17 protein-coding genes are annotated in these 16,746 nt (G+C 62.0%); 9 read left to right on the top strand and 8 right to left on the bottom strand.

Annotated features, from left to right (window positions below):
- Positions 1-78: 78 nt before the first annotated feature.
- Both VWZ81_RS12435 and VWZ81_RS12440 read left to right on the top strand, forming a co-directional pair.
- Positions 79-762, top strand: coding sequence for a ribonuclease T2 family protein (locus VWZ81_RS12435; RefSeq protein ID WP_416543226.1), 684 nt, complete (start codon positions 79-81; stop codon positions 760-762).
- Between the two features lie 214 nt (positions 763-976).
- Positions 977-1,834, top strand: coding sequence for a DUF2189 domain-containing protein (locus VWZ81_RS12440; RefSeq protein WP_416538207.1), 858 nt, complete (start codon positions 977-979; stop codon positions 1,832-1,834).
- Between the two features lie 49 nt (positions 1,835-1,883).
- Here VWZ81_RS12440 and VWZ81_RS12445 read toward each other — a convergent pair whose 3' ends face one another.
- A complete protein-coding gene (locus VWZ81_RS12445; RefSeq protein WP_416543225.1) occupies positions 1,884-2,876 on the bottom strand; it encodes an NAD(P)H-quinone oxidoreductase in 993 nt (330 codons plus the stop codon).
- A 91-nt stretch (positions 2,877-2,967) separates the two neighbouring features.
- Positions 2,968-3,690: a COQ9 family protein gene (locus tag VWZ81_RS12450; RefSeq protein WP_416543224.1), complete on the bottom strand. Its 723-nt coding sequence runs from the start codon at positions 3,688-3,690 to the stop codon at positions 2,968-2,970.
- Between the two features lie 241 nt (positions 3,691-3,931).
- Here VWZ81_RS12450 and rpsU point away from each other — a divergent pair, with 241 nt between their 5' ends.
- Positions 3,932-4,138 carry a 30S ribosomal protein S21 gene (gene rpsU, locus VWZ81_RS12455; RefSeq protein WP_005614280.1) on the top strand — a complete coding sequence of 69 codons (207 nt, stop codon included), beginning with the start codon at positions 3,932-3,934 and terminating at the stop codon, positions 4,136-4,138.
- Positions 4,139-4,618: 480 nt separating this feature from the next.
- Here rpsU and ppk2 read toward each other — a convergent pair whose 3' ends face one another.
- The 3 genes from ppk2 to VWZ81_RS12470 form a co-directional block, all read right to left on the bottom strand.
- On the bottom strand, positions 4,619-5,536 hold the full coding sequence (gene ppk2, locus VWZ81_RS12460) for a polyphosphate kinase 2 (protein ID WP_340546697.1): 918 nt from the start codon (positions 5,534-5,536) through the stop codon (positions 4,619-4,621).
- Between the two features lie 217 nt (positions 5,537-5,753).
- The gene (locus tag VWZ81_RS12465; RefSeq protein WP_416541108.1) at positions 5,754-7,343 is read right to left on the bottom strand and encodes a GMC family oxidoreductase; all 1,590 of its coding nucleotides are present in this window, start codon (positions 7,341-7,343) and stop codon (positions 5,754-5,756) included.
- 102 nt (positions 7,344-7,445) lie between these two features.
- Positions 7,446-7,904 carry an Lrp/AsnC family transcriptional regulator gene (locus VWZ81_RS12470; RefSeq protein WP_014875917.1) on the bottom strand — a complete coding sequence of 153 codons (459 nt, stop codon included), beginning with the start codon at positions 7,902-7,904 and terminating at the stop codon, positions 7,446-7,448.
- Between the two features lie 137 nt (positions 7,905-8,041).
- On the opposite strand from VWZ81_RS12470, the gene ald reads away from it, so the two are divergent.
- The 4 genes from ald (at position 8,042) to VWZ81_RS12490 (ending at position 11,695) form a co-directional block, all read left to right on the top strand.
- Positions 8,042-9,157: an alanine dehydrogenase gene (ald, locus tag VWZ81_RS12475; RefSeq protein WP_416543223.1), complete on the top strand. Its 1,116-nt coding sequence runs from the start codon at positions 8,042-8,044 to the stop codon at positions 9,155-9,157.
- Between the two features lie 143 nt (positions 9,158-9,300).
- On the top strand, positions 9,301-9,885 hold the full coding sequence (locus VWZ81_RS12480; protein WP_416541107.1) for a TetR/AcrR family transcriptional regulator: 585 nt from the start codon (positions 9,301-9,303) through the stop codon (positions 9,883-9,885).
- 73 nt (positions 9,886-9,958) lie between these two features.
- Positions 9,959-10,990, top strand: a complete 1,032-nt coding sequence (locus tag VWZ81_RS12485) for an NADP-dependent oxidoreductase (RefSeq protein WP_340546693.1) — start codon at positions 9,959-9,961, stop codon at positions 10,988-10,990.
- 30 nt (positions 10,991-11,020) lie between these two features.
- Positions 11,021-11,695: a type 1 glutamine amidotransferase domain-containing protein gene (locus tag VWZ81_RS12490; RefSeq protein WP_416543222.1), complete on the top strand. Its 675-nt coding sequence runs from the start codon at positions 11,021-11,023 to the stop codon at positions 11,693-11,695.
- 80 nt (positions 11,696-11,775) lie between these two features.
- Here VWZ81_RS12490 and VWZ81_RS12495 read toward each other — a convergent pair whose 3' ends face one another.
- The 3 genes from VWZ81_RS12495 to dgcN all read right to left on the bottom strand — a co-directional run bounded on the left by VWZ81_RS12495 (position 11,776) and on the right by dgcN (position 14,788).
- The gene (locus tag VWZ81_RS12495; RefSeq protein WP_340546691.1) at positions 11,776-12,636 is read right to left on the bottom strand and encodes a D-amino-acid transaminase; all 861 of its coding nucleotides are present in this window, start codon (positions 12,634-12,636) and stop codon (positions 11,776-11,778) included.
- A 10-nt stretch (positions 12,637-12,646) separates the two neighbouring features.
- On the bottom strand, positions 12,647-13,612 hold the full coding sequence (dgcA, locus tag VWZ81_RS12500; protein ID WP_340546690.1) for an N-acetyl-D-Glu racemase DgcA: 966 nt from the start codon (positions 13,610-13,612) through the stop codon (positions 12,647-12,649).
- A 174-nt stretch (positions 13,613-13,786) separates the two neighbouring features.
- Positions 13,787-14,788 carry an N-acetyltransferase DgcN gene (gene dgcN, locus VWZ81_RS12505; RefSeq protein WP_340546689.1) on the bottom strand — a complete coding sequence of 334 codons (1,002 nt, stop codon included), beginning with the start codon at positions 14,786-14,788 and terminating at the stop codon, positions 13,787-13,789.
- 315 nt (positions 14,789-15,103) lie between these two features.
- Here dgcN and VWZ81_RS12510 point away from each other — a divergent pair, with 315 nt between their 5' ends.
- Positions 15,104-16,066 carry an L-malyl-CoA/beta-methylmalyl-CoA lyase gene (locus tag VWZ81_RS12510; RefSeq protein WP_416543221.1) on the top strand — a complete coding sequence of 321 codons (963 nt, stop codon included), beginning with the start codon at positions 15,104-15,106 and terminating at the stop codon, positions 16,064-16,066.
- A 52-nt stretch (positions 16,067-16,118) separates the two neighbouring features.
- Entirely contained in the window at positions 16,119-16,724 is a 606-nt protein-coding gene (locus VWZ81_RS12515) for a hypothetical protein (RefSeq protein ID WP_416543220.1), read from the top strand.
- Positions 16,725-16,746: the final 22 nt, after the last annotated feature.

Below are 16,746 nucleotides of genomic sequence, written 5' to 3' on the forward strand. Positions count from 1 at the left end.
CCCCGATTTGGGGCGGTTTCCGTTGTCGGGGAACTTCAATTCTATATAGTCGCGATGTTTCTATAAGGAAAGAGGCGAATGCGCGGCATCAAACGGACCCTGAAGGCAGCCCTTATTGCGGTAGCAACTGTCGGACTGGGCATCGCCTTTGCCGCGACATCGCCGAGACAGGCAACAGCCGAAGGCGAGATTGCCGGGCAGTTCGACTACTATGTCCTCAGTCTCAGCTGGTCGCCGAACTGGTGTGCGCTGGAAGGCGATGCCAAACGGTCCGAGCAATGCGACCCCCGCCACGATCATGGCTGGACCCTGCATGGGCTCTGGCCGCAGTTCCATCGTGGCTGGCCGAGCTACTGCCGCACCGCAGAGGCGCCGCCGACCCGCCAGCAGACGCAGCAGATGGCCGACATCATGGGGACCTCCGGCCTCGCCTGGCATCAGTGGAAGAAACACGGAACCTGTAGTGGCCTGTCCGCTCGCGAATATTTCGCCCTCTCCCGGCAGGCCTACGCAGAGATCAACCGACCGCGTGCCTTTCGCAGGCTGACCCAAGCCGTGACCCTACCCGCCAGTCTGGTGGAGCAGGCCTTTCTGCAGGACAACCCCGATCTGAAGCCCGACACGCTGACCATCACCTGCCGCGATGGCCACATCCAGGAAGCTCGCATCTGTCTGTCCCGCGAGCTGAGACCCGTGCCCTGCGGCCGCGATGTGATCCGGGACTGCACGCAGAAAAACGCGGTGTTCGAGCCGATCCGCTAGCGCTGCAATCCGCACGGCCAGACGACTCCTGCGCCGAAGCACAGGGAGAGGCACCGGGAAATGGCATCCCTCGCGCCATAGTGACCCAATTTGCGCTGTCTTTATGGTAGACTGAGCATATGCACCACTCTGAGAGCACCTCAGATCCGGACCTGTCGTGCTCACCTCCCTTGACCGGACTGCCGCGCACTGCGCGAACCCGAGAGGAATAATCATGGCACGAACCATCGGAAACCCCATCAGCTGGCTGGCAAAATCCGTTGGCCTGACCAGTTCCCATCTCTCCGCTTCGGTGGACCATCTGGGCAGTGACAAGGCAGGCGCGATGCCCCGCGTGCTCCAGCTGGACATGGCAGACCTCGGTGCTGCGCTGCGGGCCGGGTGGCAGGATTTCGCGGCCTGCCGGTCTGACGCCATGGCGCTTGTCTTTCTCTACCCGCTGATTGGCGTGGCCTTGGTTGTCCTCAGCCTGTCGATGAACCTCCTGCCGTTGATCCTCCCGCTGGTCCTCGGATTTGCGCTGGTTGGCCCGGTCGCCGCCGTTGGGCTCTATGAGATGTCATCACGCCGCGAGGCCGGTTTCACACCGCGCTGGATGGACGCCTTTGCCGTGCTGCGCTCCCCGGCGTTCCTGTCGATCCTGATGCTGGGCCTATATCTGGCCGCGCTCTGCATCCTCTGGCTGACGGTGGCTGCGGCGATCTACAACCGCACGCTCGGGCCCGAGGCCCCGACATCTCTGGCGGCCTTTACCCAGGATATCTTCACCACCGGTGCCGGCTGGGCAATGCTGGTGATCGGCGGCACCGTAGGCGGGATCTTCGCCTTTGCAGCGCTCGCGGTCAGCCTTGTGTCTTTTCCGCTGTTGCTGGACCGGCATGTCGGCCTGCCCATCGCTGTCGCCACATCCCTGCGCGTGGTGCGCCGGAATCTCTGGGTCTCGCTGGTCTGGGGCCTCATAGTCGCGCTTGCGCTGCTGGTTGCTGCGATCCCGATGTTTGCGGGCATGATCGTGGTGGTCCCGGTATTGGGACACGCCACCTGGCATCTCTATCGCCGAGCCGTTGCCTGACACGTGCCGGCGACAACCGCGCCAGCACGATCAGCCCGCGCGGCGGGGCCTACCCCTCGCCGCCGACCTCCAGAACAATCTTGCCGATATGCGCAGAGCTTTCCATCCGTGCATGGGCCGCCGACGCATCTTCCAGGGCAAAGGTCTGGTCCATCACCGGCGCGAATTTCCCTGCCTCGATAAGTGGCCAGACCACCTCGCGCAGATCCCGCGCAATCTGCGCCTTTGCCAGATCGCTCTGTGGTCGCAGTGTTGATCCGGTCAGCGTCAGACGCCGCGCCATGACCTGGGCAAAGTTCAACTCCACCTTCGGACCTGACAGAAACGCGATGTGGACCATGCGGCCATCATCCGCGAGCGCACGCACGTTGCGCGGAATATAGTCGCCGCCCACCATGTCCAGAATCAGATTGGCCCCGCCTTCGCTTTTCATTACCTCGACGAAATCCTCATCGCGGTAATTGATCGCCCGTTCGGCCCCAAGCGTCAGGCACGCCGCACATTTCTCATCTGATCCGGCGGTCGTGAAGACCCGCGCGCCCAGCTGCGAAGCAAGCTGAATCGCGGTTGTTCCGATACCGGATGACCCTCCGTGAACAAGAAACCGCTCCCCGGCCAGCAGGCCCCCGCGGGTAAAGACGTTGGACCAGACGGTGAAACAGGTCTCCGGCAGGCAGGCCGCCTGCTTCATAGACAGCCCCTCAGGCACCGGCAGGCAATGCGCCGCCGGCGTCGCGACATATTCGGCATAGCCGCCGCCGGGTAGCAGCGCACAGACCCGGTCGCCCACAGTCAGCTCGCTGACCCCGGCGCCAATGGCGACCACCTCGCCTGAGGCTTCCAGGCCCGGCAGGTCGCTGGCGGTCGGGGGAGGTGCGTATTTGCCCGCGCGTTGCAGCGCATCCGGGCGATTGACGCCTGCATAGGCCACTTTCAGAACCACCTGCCCATGCGCCGGGCTCGGCATCGGGCGCGCACAGCCCTGCAAAACCTCAGGCCCACCCGGCTCGCGAATCTCAATCGCCTGCATCATCTCGGTCATTGGCATTCCTCCGCTGTTGTCACTGCCTAGCAAAGGACGGCTGCCCGTCAAAGACGTTGCATTGGCACAGGCAACCAGAACGTTGCGCCCATCAGCGCCGCGGGGTCGACCAACTGCCCGGCAGGTCGTCGCGCGCGCTCGGCGCCTTTACCTGCTGGGCCAGCCAGTTCGGCCCCACCAGCAGAGGTTTCAGCAACGGGTTGGACTGCACCTGCGCCTTCAGTTTCTCGAACTGCATGACGTTATCGATGCGACGGTCGAGAAACTCCCAGCTGGCCTGGTGGTTCAGACTGTCGTCTCCCAGCCAATAGAGCACGGTCGAAGAATAAACGCCCGCAAGCGATCCCCGCTTGGTGTACCAGTTGATATCCTCCGAAGAATCGCCAAGCGCGGTCCAGATCGCATCCACCGTGCCCCAGATCAGCCGAACACCATCGCCTGCGTATTGTGGCAGCGAAAACAAAGTGGTGCCACGGCGCACGGCTTCCTTATCGTCGACGACCTCCAGCCGCAGACGCACCGCCCGTGCGATCTTGTCGCGAAACCGCAGGCCGGTCATGTCCTCTTGCGCCAATCGCTCAAGCATCAGCTGATCACCACGCCTGTGAAAGGCAACCGCCAGATCTACCGCGCCGCGTGGGCACAACGCCTCCGCCAGCGCCGGGGCAACATCGGCGTCCGCCACCGCTGCAGAGAATGTCGAGGCGCTCCAGCCATCAAAGGGCACATGCAGTAATGCGGCATTCAGCAGCCGCTCGATGGTGTCGCCCGCCTCAGGCACGGAGCGCGGGTCGGTGTGATCCTCAATCGTCATGATATCGCCTTCCGAAATCTCATCTCTCTCTAATCGCAATCGCGTCTTCTGGACACCGGGTATCACCTGCGGCGCGGACAGACACGCCCGGACTGTTCGGCTCAGCGACAATGACGCATCAAACAGCTACAGGAGCATCTGCACCGCCCCTGCCCGGCACTGGACAAGCTAGCACGACCTTGCTATATGGCCAGCTCCTGCAAATCCTTGCAACTCAACTTAGAAAGGTGGTGAAAACCACATGCAGGTTAGTGTTCGCGACAATAACGTCGATCAGGCGCTTCGTGCCCTGAAGAAAAAGCTGCAGCGTGAAGGCGTCTTCCGCGAAATGAAGCTCAAGCAACATTTCGAGAAGCCGTCCGAGAAAAAAGCGCGTGAGAAAGCTGAAGCGATTCGCCGTGCCCGTAAACTGGCACGTAAGAAAGCACAGCGCGAAGGCCTCCTCTGAGCCCTTCGATCCGCAGTTCTGGACGCAAAATTGACGACCCCCGAGGCTTTGCCGCGGGGGTTTGTCGTTTTTGCCCTCCCCGAAAATAGCGAGTGCGACAATCCGTCGCCTATAAAATTAATATTTTATCAAAAAATACACGCAATACGTGTGTTCGTTTCAGGAAAACTGCGCTAGTCTGGTTAATGCACGGGCAGGCTGAAGCGTTTCCCCAGCAGCTGCCCGCTCCATCGGATCTGGAACACCCGGTGGTTTAAACCCGGAGCAGGCAGCGTCTCCCCCCCATCAGGCGCTTGTCTTACCCCCTTACAACCAAGGCATTTGCCGCTCCGGGTTCCTTCTCTCCTCAGAACCCACGGGTAGACAGCGCCCTGACTGCGCTTTCCCTAACAGCCCCGCACCACGCCTGCGCGCCCGCCCGACCAGGCGCAGCCAGGGCCCGGTCCCGGCGGCTGTCCAGACGCGACAAACGGCCTGCCGTCAGTAGATCTTGGGCACGTAGAGGTCATCCGGCAGCACCCGGCGTTCGTAATCGGGCTTGTACTCCCGGTCCGGCAGCGAGACCCGTTCGCTCGGCACCTCGCTATATGGAATCTTCGTCAGCAGATGCTCGATACAGTTCAGCCGCTCGCGCTTCTTGTCGTTGCCCTCGACGATATACCAGGGCGCTTCCGGGATATTGGTGCGCTCGAACATATCCTCCTTGGCCTTGGTATACTGCTCCCAGCGGATTCGGCTCTCCAGATCCATCGGCGACAGCTTCCACTGTTTCATCGGATCATGGATCCGCATGAGAAACCGCAGCTGCTGTTCTTCATCGGTGATGGAGAACCAGTATTTCAGCAGGATGATGCCCGACCGAACCAGCATCCGCTCGAATTCGGGAACGTCCTGAAAGAACTGTTCGACCTGGTCATCGCTGGCAAATCCCATGACCCGCTCCACCCCGGCGCGATTGTACCAGGAGCGGTCGAAGAGCACGATTTCACCCGCCGCCGGCAGATACGGCACATAGCGCTGGAAATACCACTGGCTCTGCTCACGGCGGCTGGGGGCGGGCAAGGCCACCACCCGCGCTACCCGCGGGTTCAGGCGCTGGGTGATCCGCTTGATCACCCCGCCCTTGCCTGCGCTGTCGCGGCCCTCAAACAGAATGCAGACCTTTGCCCCAGTGTGCTGGACCCAGTCCTGCACCTTGATCAGCTCCGCCTGCAACCGCAGCAGATTGCGGAAATAGACCTTACGGTCCAGCATCTCCGGATGCTGTGAGCGATAGATCTTGCGCAGCTCCATCGACAGCATCGGTTCGGCGAACTCGATCTCGAAATCTTCGTCCAACGTGTCCTGAAGTTCAGCGTCCAGCCAGTCAAAGGAATCAGGGTCATACTCGCTGGTCACGCTCGGGCTCCTTGGTCGGTTAGTGGTCAGTCACGCGGCAGTAGCAGGCGGATGTGATTGTTTCATGTCACACCATACCGTCGCAGAGATCCGTCGGCACTCCGCGCCGTCACTGCCAACAGGCCATCGCTCCCCGTGGCGCGACCGCCGACAGGGTCAGAACAGGGAATCGAATAATCCGAACGGGCGCAAGGGGGCACGGTGCGAGAAACGCCAATTACGCGCGATGATCACTCAAAATCATGTCAGCTGCCTTTTCCGCGATCATGATTGTGGGGGCATTGGTATTGCCGCTGGGAATCACCGGCATCACACTGGCATCAACCACCCGCAGCCCCGCCACTCCGCGCAGCCGAAGCGCCCCATCCACCGGCGCCGTCTCCTCGATGCCCATCCGCACCGTACAGGTCGGGTGAAATATCGTGGTGCCGATATCACCCGCTGCCTGCATCAGATCCGCCTCCTCATCGGATCCGCCGCCCGGCTTCAGCTCCTCCGGCAGATAGCGGCGCATGGCGGACTGCCCCATGATCGCGCGTGCCTGCCGGATCGCGGCGACCGCGACCTGACGATCGCCTGCGGTTGACAGGTAATTGGGTGCAATACGCGGCGCCTGCATCGGATCGGCGCTGGTGATCGCCACCTCACCCCGGCTTTCGGGCCGCAGGTTGCACACACTCGCCGTCAGCCCCGGAAAGTCATGCAGCGGCTGACCAAAGGCCTCCAGCGTCAGGGGCTGCACGTGATACTCCAGATCCGGCGTCGCCAGATCCGGGCGCGACCGTGAAAACGCACCCAGCTGACTGGGCGCCATCGACATCGGGCCAGACCGGCGCAGCGCATATTCGGCAGCGATCTTCACCTTGCCAATCAGCGAGTTTGCCAGCGTGTTCAGCGTCTTTGCCCCGCTCAGCCGCCAGGCGCAGCGCAGCTGCAAATGATCCTGAAGGTTCCGGCCAATCTCAGGTAGGTCACGATGCACCTCGATCCCATGCGCCCGCAGCAGCTCCGCCGGACCCAGGCCAGAGAGTTGCAGGATCTGAGGGCTGTTGATTGCGCCCGCCGACAGCACAATTTCCCCCCGCGTCCGCGCGGTCCTGACCACGCCCCCCTGGCTGTACTCCACGCCCACCGCCCGGCCCTCTTCGATCAGAATGCGCCGTGTATGGGCGCCGGTCTCGACCTTCAGTGTCTCGCCGGTGGCGGTCCGCAGAAACGCCTTTGCGGTGTTCATCCGCCAGCCGCCACGCTGATTCACCCGGAAATAACCGACTCCTTCGTTGTTACCGGTGTTGAAATCCGTGACCTTTGGCAGCCCCCAGTCCGCGGCCGCCTGCATCCAGTCGTCCAGCACATCCCAATGCAGCCGCTGGTTTTCCACCCGCCATTCGCCGCCCGAGCCGTGCAGATCGGACGGCCCTTCGACATAATCCTCTGACTTCTTGAAATAGGGCAGCACGTCGTCCCAGCCCCAGCCGGTCAGGCCGCGCTGACGCCAGCCGTCATAATCCGCCGCCTGTCCGCGCAGGTACAACATCCCGTTGATGGAGGAACAGCCGCCCAGCACCTTGCCGCGCGGATAGATCAGCGCCCGCCCGTTCAGCCCGGCCTCGGCCTCGGTCCGATACATCCAGTCGGTACGCGGATTGTTGATACAATAGAGATATCCCATCGGGATATGCACCCAATGGTAGTTGTCCCGGCCTCCCGCTTCCAACAGCAGCACGCGCTGCCCTGCGGCACTCAACCGGTTGGCCAGCACACACCCCGCGCTGCCCGCGCCAATGATGATATAGTCCCAGTCCATATGCCCCCGCCCGCGACGATCCTGCCGTCTTGTTCTGCCGGAGCAGTCTTTCCCAGATCACGGAGCCTTACAAGCCGCCCTGCCACAGGGGCGCTGCCCCGATCAGACCGGCAGCGCCGTGGTCTTGAACACCGTACGCAGCGCAAAGGAGCTTTGCATCTGCGCCACGCCGGGCAGTCGCGTCAGATGCTGGCGATGGATGCGGGCGAAATCATCGGTGTTTTCAGCCACCACTTTCAGGATGTAATCCGCCGTTCCCGCCATCAGATGACATTCAAGCACATCCGGAATGCGTGCCACTGCCTTCTCAAACGCGTCCAGCAGTTCGTCTGCCTGGCTTTGAAGGGTAATCTCCACAAATACCGTTGCGGGCAGGTTCATCTTGCGTGCATCCAGCAGCGCGACATAATTGCGGATATAGCCATCCGCCTCCAGGCGCTGGACCCGTCGGTGGCAGGCCGACGCCGACAGGTTAACCTGTTCGCTCAGCTCTGCGTTGGAGATCCGGCCCTGCTTCTGCAACACCTGCAAGATCCGACGATCCGTGTGATCAAGTGACATATAGTGAAAGATCCTTCGTCAAAGTTACAATATATTCGAAGAACCTTCGATCTGCACCTTTTTAATCTGCCCAAAAAAGAAGCACTTTTCACTGCGCCTGCGGCATAATAGCGCAAGCATGTAGGAGGAGTGATTACATGAAAATCGGATGCCCCACAGAGATCAAGCCGCAGGAATTCCGCGTCGGCATGACGCCGGACGCCGCCCGTGAAGCCGTTAACCACGGACATTCTGTCCTGATCCAGGCCGGTGCTGGCATGGGTGCAGGTTTCACCGATGAGGATTACGTCGCCGCTGGTGCCGCCATCATCGACACCGCCGAAGAGATCTTCGCCACCGCCGACATGATCGTGAAGGTCAAGGAACCCCAGGCCGTTGAGCGCAAGATGCTGCGCGAAGGCCAGCTGCTGTTCACTTATCTGCACCTGGCCCCCGATCCGGAGCAGACAAAGGACCTTCTGGAAAGCGGCTGTACCGCCATCGCCTATGAAACCGTGACCGACGACCGTGGCGGCCTGCCGCTGCTGGCGCCGATGTCCGAAGTGGCCGGCCGTCTGGCCCCGCAGGTTGGCGCATACACCCTGCAAAAGGCAAACGGTGGCCGTGGCGTTCTGATGGGCGGCGTCCCCGGCGTGGCCCCCGCCAAGGTTGTTGTGATCGGCGGCGGTGTGGTCGGCACCCATGCGGCCAAGATCGCTGCGGGGATGGGCGCAGATGTCACCATTCTCGACCGGTCGCTCACACGCCTGAAGTACCTCGACGATGTCTTCGGTCGCGACTTCAAGAACCAGTATTCCACCGCTGGTGCCACCGCCGAGCTGGTCCGTGACGCCGATATGGTGATCGGTGCGGTTCTGATCCCCGGTGCCGCGGCGCCGAAACTGGTCTCCCGTACACAGCTCAGCGAGATGAAGCCGGGTGCGGTTCTGGTCGACGTCGCTATCGACCAGGGCGGCTGCTTCGAGACCTCCAGAGCCACCACCCACGCCGACCCGATCTACGAAGTCGACGGCATCATGCACTACTGCGTGGCCAACATGCCGGGCGCCGTCGCGCGCACCTCGACCCAGGCCCTGGGCAATGCGACCCTGCCCTTCATGCTGAACCTCGCCAACAAAGGATGGAAACAGGCCTGCGCCGATGATCCGCACCTGCTGAACGGTCTGAACGTCCACGCGGGCAAGCTGACCTATTTCGCCGTCGGCAAGGCACTGGGTATCGACGTCGTCTCCCCACAACTGATGATCAAGTAACACCTCCCTCACACTTGGCATCAGCCTGAACAAGGCCCCGCAATCGCGGGGCCTTGTCGCATTTTCAGCAGGTTTGATCCGCCGCAGAAATAATTCTGCAAGCGCCACTAGACAATCGGTCTAGTCAGCTTATGTGTAGCGTCATGAGTGAGACACGCCTGCAAATTCTGGACACCGGCCGCAAGCTGACCGCACAGCGCGGCTACACCTCGGTTGGCCTGACCGAGCTGCTGAGCACGGCGCAGGTGCCAAAAGGCTCCTTCTATCACTATTTCGCCTCGAAAGAGGATTATGGCTGCGCGCTCCTGCGCCACTATGTTGATCAATACCGGCTAGAGCTCCGGCACACGCTGAATGATCCCGAACAATCGGGGCGGGATCAGGTGCTGGGCTATTTCCGCTGCTGGAAAGATCGCCAGATCTCCGGCAACGCAGAGCAGAAATGCCTGATCGTGAAGCTAGCAGCAGAAGTTTCCGATCTGTCCGCCGACATGCGCGCGATCCTGCAACACGGCGTGGAATCGATCGTCGCCCGCCTGTCCGACTGCCTTCGCGGCGCGCAGGCGGATGGGTCTCTGGCCGCCAGTGTCGATCCCGACCAGACCGCCACAACCCTCTACCAGATCTGGCTGGGCGCCAGCCTCATGGCACATCTGTCCCAGGACGGCGCGCCGTTTGAAACCGCCATGTCCCAGACCCTGATCATGCTCCCACCACCGCAGAGCTGATCCACGCCAAAAAAATTTTCCAACCACTAGACGATCGGTCTAGTTCGCAACTTCATCAGAGAGGAACCATCCCATGCCACAGTCCGACAGCACCAACCGCAAATTCGTCCTCGCAGAGCGCCCCAAGGGTGAGCCGACCGACAGCACCCTGCGCCTGGAAACCAGCGACATCCCGACCCCCGGCGAAGGCCAGATGCTGCTGCGCAACGAATACCTGTCGCTGGATCCCTACATGCGCGGCCGGATGAGCAGCGCCCCGTCTTATGCCGCTCCGGTCGAAATCGGAGAGGTCATGGTGGGTGGCACCGTTGCACAGGTCGTGACCTCCAACCTTCAGGGGTACGAACCGGGCGACTGGGTTGTCGCCTTCGGCGGCTGGCAGGACTATGCACTGTCTGATGGCACCCTCACCATCAATATGGGCAAGACCCCGCAGAACCCCTCTTGGGCGCTTGGTGTTCTGGGCATGCCCGGTCTCACCGCCTGGGCGGGTCTCACCCAGATCGGCCAGCCAAAGGAAGGCGAAACACTGGTGGTCGCAGGCGCCAGCGGACCCGTGGGGGCGACCGTAGGCCAGATCGGCAAGATCCTCGGTTTGCGCGTTGTCGGCATCGCCGGCGGGGCCGAAAAATGCCAGCATGTCGTCGACACTTTGGGCTTTGATGCCTGCATAGATTACAAGACTGATAGCTTTGCCGACGATCTCGCCAAGGCGGTCCCGGATGGCATCGACATCTATTTCGAGAACGTCGGCGGTGCCGTCTTCGATGCGGTGATGCCGCTGTTGAACCCCTCGGCTCGGATCCCGCTCTGCGGCCTCATCTCCCAGTATAATGCCACCGCCCTGCCCGAAGGCCCCGACCGGATGAACTATCTGATGGGCCAGCTGCTGCGCAAGCGCATCACCATGCGCGGCTTCATTGTCTTTGACGATTTCGGCCACCTCTACCCGGAGTTCGCCAAGCAGATGACCGGCTGGGTACAGGACGGCAAAGTGAAATACCGCGAGGAAATGATCGAAGGTCTGGAACAAGCGCCCGCCGCATTCGTTGGTCTCCTGAGAGGCGAGGCCTTTGGCAAACGCGTCATTCACCTCGCCGACTGATCTGAACTTCATATGGAAAGGAGACCCGAGATGAAAATCCTGATGGTTCTCACATCCCACGACCAACTGGGCGACACGGGCGAAAAAACCGGCTTCTGGCTGGAGGAATTCGCCGCCCCCTACTACGTGTTCAAAGATGCCGGAGCCGAAGTCACGCTGGCCTCGCCCAAGGGCGGCCAGCCGCCACTTGACCCCAAAAGCGACGATGACAGCGCCCAGACCGAAGCCACCCGCCGGTTCAAGGACGATCCCGCCGCACAGGGCGCCTTGGCCAACACCAAGGTGCTGTCCGAGGTGACAGACGCAGGTTTCGATGCGATCTTCTACCCCGGTGGCCACGGCCCGCTCTGGGATCTGGCCGAAGATGCCGACAGCCGCCGCCTGATCGAAGGGTTCGCCAAGAGCGACCGCCCGGTCGGCGCCGTCTGCCACGCCCCGGCCGTGTTCCGCCACACCGAGGGGGCCGATGGCAAACCGCTGGTGGCGGGCAAGCGTGTCACCGGATTCACCAACACCGAGGAAGAGGCCGTTGGCCTCACCGATGTGGTGCCCTTCCTGGTCGAGGACATGCTGAAAGCCAATGGCGGCCTATATGAAAAACAGGACGACTGGGCGGAATTTGCCATCATCGACGGCAAGCTGGTCACCGGACAGAACCCGGCCTCCTCCGAGGATGCAGCCCGCAAGCTGATGTCGCTTCTCTAACGACGCGCGACAGACCACCAATAAAAAGGCCGCCCTCCATCACGGGGGGCGGCCTTTTCCGGTCTCGCAGAACAGCGCGATCAGATCGCTTCTTTCATGCTTTCTTCCAGATAGATCTCGCGCAGGCGCTTGGCGATCGGACCCGGCGTACCATCGCCCAGCGCTACACCATCAATTTCAACAACCGGCATCACGAAAGCAGAAGCCGAGGTGGTAAAGGCCTCATCCGCCGCCTTGGCTTCCTCGATGGTGAACAGGCGCTCTTCCACTTTCAGCTGTGCCTCTTCCGCCATGCGCAGAACCGCCTTGCGAGTGATGCCGTGCAGAATGTCATTGGACAGCGGGCGGGTGACGATCACGCCATCCTTGACGAAATAGGCGTTGTTCGACGTCCCCTCGGTCACATGACCATCCTCGATCATCCAGGCGTCATCTGCGCCGGCCTTCTTGGCCATCATCTTGCCCATGGAGGGGTAGAGCAGCTGCACGGTCTTGATGTCGCGACGGCCCCAGCGGATGTCCTCGATCGAGATGATCTTGGCGCCTTTCTTGGCTGCCGGGCTGTCCGCAAGACCGGGTTTGTTCTGGGTAAACAGCACCAGCGTCGGCTGGGTATCGGCAGAGGGGAACACAAAATCACGATCCCCGTCCGAGCCACGGCTGACCTGCAGATAGACCAGGCCTTCCTCGATACCGTTCAGTTCAACCAGCTTGCGGTGTATCTCCAGCAGCTCTTCCTTCGAGCAGGGCTCCGCCATCTCCAGCTCATCCAGCGAGCGCTTCAAACGCACGGCGTGACCTTCGAAATCGATCAGCTTGCCGCCCAGAACCGACGTCACCTCATAGACCGCATCCGCCATCAGAAAGCCGCGGTCAAAAATGGAGACCTTGGCTTCGGTCTCGGGCAGGTATTCGCCATTCACATATACGGTACGGGTCATCTTGGTCTCCTTAACCCCACAAGGCTGCGTTCGGCGGGTGCACGCCGGCTGCGTCGAAATTCAACGGTTCCTCGCGGTCTTCGGCCAGAAGCAGCGGCCCGTCAAGGTCCGTGACCACCGCACCCTGCGCCACCAGTGTCGCAGGGGCCATCGCCAGAGACGATCCCACCATGCAGCCCACCATCACATCAAAGCCCCGCGCCAGTGCCGCCTCGCGCAGTTTCAGCGCTTCGGTCAGCCCGCCGGTCTTGTCCAGCTTGATATTGATGACATCATATTTTCCTTCAAGCGCAGCAAGGCTCTCACGGTCATGGCAGCTCTCATCGGCGCAGACCGGCACCGGCCGCTCCATCCCCAACAGGGCCTCATCCTCTCCCGCGGGCAGCGGCTGTTCGACCAGCGCCACACCCAGCCGCACCAGATGCGGGGCAAGATCGGCATAGACCTCCGCGCTCCACCCCTCATTGGCATCAACGATGATCCGCGCATCAGGCGCACCCGCGCGCACGGCTTCCAGGCGGGCCATATCGTCAGCGGTCCCCAGCTTGATCTTCAGAAGCGGACGATAGGCATTCTTCGCGGCCTGCGCCTGCATGTTCTCGGGGCTATCAAGCGACAGCGTATAGGCGGTGATCTCGGGCTTTGGCTCCGGCAGACCTGCCAGCTCCCAGACGCGCTTGCCCGCCCGTTTCGCTTCCAGATCCCATAGCGCACAATCCACTGCGTTGCGCGCCGCCCCCGCAGGCAGGAGCGATTGCAGCTCTTCACGACCAAATGTCTCAGGCAGACCTTCAATCTCGGCAGTGACACTCTCAAGCGTCTCGCCATAGCGCGCATAGGGCACACATTCGCCCCAGCCCGTCATACCATCCTGCTCAATGCGGACCGTCAGCACCTTGGCCTCGGTGCGCGAGCCGCGGGAGATGGTAAAGACCTGCGCCAGCTTGAAGGTATCGGGGGTCACGCTGATCTGCATGGCTGTCTCCATCACTGCGGTTTTAGTCAATCTCTATTTGGTCAAATCCGACCGCGCGGGATCCAACCGGACAAGGCGCCGGCAAGGACGCAGGCCCCGGATGTCATCTTTCCCGAAATACTCCCGCCGGAGGCTCCGATCCTGTCGGACCACCCCGGCGACAGCGAGGTTAGATCACACCGCGTTCAGCGCGTCCACCAGACGGCCAGCGCCATGGCGATAGGGGTCAACCGCAGGCAGACCCATCCGCGCCTCGACCTCGGCGAGGTAGGATTTCGCCTCTTCCTCGCTCAAATGCTGGGTGTTGACGGAAATGCCGACAACCTTGCAGTCCGGGTTGGAAACCTGCGCCAGCGGCAGCGCGGTATCACGCAGCTGCTCCAGGCTCGGCAGCTTATATCCCGGCAGGCCACGCATATGCTCACGGGTCGGCTCATGGCACAGGATCAGCGCATCCGGCTGCCCACCATGCACTAGTGCCATGGTCACCCCGGAATACGACACGTGAAACAACGAGCCCTGACCTTCGATCAGATCCCAGTGGTCGTCTTCATTGTCCGGCGTCAGATACTCGACGGCACCGGCCATGAAATCCGCAATCACGGCATCCAGCGGCACGCCCTGGCCGGTGATCAGAATACCCGTCTGACCCGTCGCGCGGAAGGACGACTTCATCCCGCGTTCCTGCATCTCGGCATCCATCGCCAGCGCGGTATACATCTTGCCGACCGAACAATCCGTGCCAACCGCCAGACAGCGCTTGCCGCTGCGCTTCACCCCATTGGCGATCGGATAGCCAACAGTGGGCACGCGCACATCATGCAGGGTGCCGCCATGGGTCTGGGCAGCTGCCACCAGATCGCCCTCATCGCGCAGCAGGTTGTGCAGGCCAGACGCCAGATCATAGCCCATCTCAAGGGCCGCAATCAGCACCTCTTTCCACGCCGGAGAGATCACGCCGCCCCGGTTGGCAACACCGATCACCAGCGTCTTGGCACCGGCGGCCTTGGCCTCTGCCAGCGTCATGTCGGTCAGCCCCAGATCGGCACCACAGCCCGGCAGGCGGATCTGGCCCACCGCATGGTCGGGCCGCCAGTCACGGATACCGATGGCCACCTTGGCAGCCAGCATATCGGGCGCGTCGCCCAGAAACAGCAGATACGGGGTCTCGATCATGGCGGGGCCTCCTGAGTAAAAGTCGAGTTCCGCGCGAGTGTAAGAGAGCCGCTCTGCGAGAGGCTCCCGAATTCCGCGCAATATCCGCAGGTCAACGCAGATTTCTTCGACGTTTTCGCAAATTACACGAAGATTATTCGATCCTCGCGACGGATGCGCGCGTTCCTTGCTTGGTTGCGCCCGCAGGCACGCGTCAGAGCTGCCGCTTTCTGCATCTGCAATGCTGCGCTTGCACAAATTCCTTGCAGGTCGGATCGTAATTTAATACCAAAACAGAAGGAAAATTTGACACTTCATTACCCAAAGGTCACCAGCATGAGTTTTCGCATCCAACCCGCCGCCCCGGCCCGCCCCAACCGTTGTCAGTTGTTCGGCCCCGGCTCCAACACCAAGCTCTTTCCCAAAATGGCGGCCTCGGCAGCGGATGTGATCAACCTCGATCTGGAAGATTCGGTAGCCCCCTCCGACAAGGACAGCGCCCGCGCCAATGTGATCAAGGCCCTGAACACGGTCGACTGGGGCAACAAATACATGTCGGTGCGCATCAATGGGCTGGATACACCCTATTGGTATCGCGATGTTGTGGATCTTCTGGAACAGGCCGGTGACCGCCTCGATCAGATCATGATCCCCAAGGTGGGCTGCGCTGAAGACGTCTATGCGGTCGACGCGCTGGTCACCGCCATTGAACGCGCCAAGGGCCGCAGCAAACCGGTATCCTTTGAGGTGATCATCGAATCCGCTGCGGGCATCGCCCATGTCGAAGCCATCGCCGCCAGCAGCCCACGCCTTCAGGCCATGTCGCTGGGTGCGGCGGATTTCGCGGCCTCGATGGGCATGCAGACCACCGGCATCGGCGGCACGCAGGAAGACTACTACATGCTGCGCGCGGGCGAAAAACACTGGTCCGATCCCTGGCACTGGGCGCAGGCCGCCATCGTTGCCGCCTGTCGCACCCATGGCATCCTGCCGGTGGACGGTCCATTCGGCGATTTCTCTGATGACGAGGGCTATATCGCCCAGGCCAAACGCTCCGCCACGCTGGGGATGGTCGGGAAATGGGCCATCCACCCCAAACAGATCGCACTGGCCAATCAGGTCTTCACCCCGTCGCAAGAGGCAGTCTCCGAGGCCCGCGAAATCCTCGCCGCAATGGAAACCGCCAAGGCCAACGGCGAAGGCGCCACCGTCTACAAGGGTCGCCTGGTCGATATCGCCTCGATCAAACAGGCCGAGGTGATTGTCGCCCAATCGGACCTGATCGCCAGCAACAGCTGACCCAGAAAGCCGGGAGCGCAACCGCGCTCCCGCCCAACCACAGGCGCAGATCATGACCGACCTCACGCTCATCCATACGGCCGACGTCCATGTGGCAACCTTCGAGGCGCTGGTCGGCTCGGCAAAACTGCATCACATTGTCCGGCCCGACTGGCTGGAACGGGCGCAAAATGGCATCGACGACACCCTGCGCAAGGAGGTCACTGCCGAGATCCGCCAGGTCACCGGTCCCGCCCTGTGCACCTGCACCACGCTGGGCGAGCTGGCGGAAACCGCTGGCGCCACGCGACTCGACTGGCCGATGATGCAGGCCGCCGCCCAGATCGGCGGTCCGGTGCTGCTCGCCTACTGCCTGGACAGCACCCGCGCGGCCTCCACTGCGCTGCTCGAACGCGCCTTCGCCCAAAACGGCCAGACCGCCGAGATCCGCAGCCTGCCGCTGACCGGCCTCTGGCCTCATTTCACCAATGGCAACAGCGAGTTGTTCCACACCGAGATCGCCACTTGGATCAGCACCAGCCTGGCCTTGGTGGCTGATACCGCCTGTGTGGTCCTGGCGCAGGCCTCGATGGCCGGGGCTGCTGATCTCGTAAAAACGGAGATCCCCGTACTGGCCTCCCCTGCCATCGCCATGCGCGCCGCCCTGGCCGAAGGGTGACAGCAGCCCTGTCACCTTTCCT

The sequence above is a fragment of the Phaeobacter sp. JH20_34 genome, from assembly GCF_048056095.1.
Lineage (GTDB): Bacteria > Pseudomonadota > Alphaproteobacteria > Rhodobacterales > Rhodobacteraceae > Phaeobacter > Phaeobacter bryozoorum.

Bases quoted from the DNA above. Each gene is read 5' to 3' on its own strand.
- ald (WP_416543223.1), top strand. From the start codon at position 8,042: ATGAAAATCGGATGCCCCACAGAGATCAAGCCGCAGGAATTCCGCGTC.
- VWZ81_RS12445 (WP_416543225.1), bottom strand. From the start codon at position 2,876: ATGACCGAGATGATGCAGGCGATTGAGATTCGCGAGCCGGGTGGGCCT.
- VWZ81_RS12450 (WP_416543224.1), bottom strand. From the start codon at position 3,690: ATGACGATTGAGGATCACACCGACCCGCGCTCCGTGCCTGAGGCGGGC.
- VWZ81_RS12515 (WP_416543220.1), top strand. From the start codon at position 16,119: ATGACCGACCTCACGCTCATCCATACGGCCGACGTCCATGTGGCAACC.
- VWZ81_RS12490 (WP_416543222.1), top strand. From the start codon at position 11,021: ATGAAAATCCTGATGGTTCTCACATCCCACGACCAACTGGGCGACACG.
- VWZ81_RS12480 (WP_416541107.1), top strand. From the start codon at position 9,301: ATGAGTGAGACACGCCTGCAAATTCTGGACACCGGCCGCAAGCTGACC.
- VWZ81_RS12435 (WP_416543226.1), top strand. From the start codon at position 79: ATGCGCGGCATCAAACGGACCCTGAAGGCAGCCCTTATTGCGGTAGCA.
- VWZ81_RS12510 (WP_416543221.1), top strand. From the start codon at position 15,104: ATGAGTTTTCGCATCCAACCCGCCGCCCCGGCCCGCCCCAACCGTTGT.
- VWZ81_RS12470 (WP_014875917.1), bottom strand. From the start codon at position 7,904: ATGTCACTTGATCACACGGATCGTCGGATCTTGCAGGTGTTGCAGAAG.
- dgcA (WP_340546690.1), bottom strand. From the start codon at position 13,612: ATGCAGATCAGCGTGACCCCCGATACCTTCAAGCTGGCGCAGGTCTTT.
- rpsU (WP_005614280.1), top strand. From the start codon at position 3,932: ATGCAGGTTAGTGTTCGCGACAATAACGTCGATCAGGCGCTTCGTGCC.
- VWZ81_RS12440 (WP_416538207.1), top strand. From the start codon at position 977: ATGGCACGAACCATCGGAAACCCCATCAGCTGGCTGGCAAAATCCGTT.
- dgcN (WP_340546689.1), bottom strand. From the start codon at position 14,788: ATGATCGAGACCCCGTATCTGCTGTTTCTGGGCGACGCGCCCGATATG.
- VWZ81_RS12465 (WP_416541108.1), bottom strand. From the start codon at position 7,343: ATGGACTGGGACTATATCATCATTGGCGCGGGCAGCGCGGGGTGTGTG.
- VWZ81_RS12495 (WP_340546691.1), bottom strand. From the start codon at position 12,636: ATGACCCGTACCGTATATGTGAATGGCGAATACCTGCCCGAGACCGAA.
- VWZ81_RS12485 (WP_340546693.1), top strand. From the start codon at position 9,959: ATGCCACAGTCCGACAGCACCAACCGCAAATTCGTCCTCGCAGAGCGC.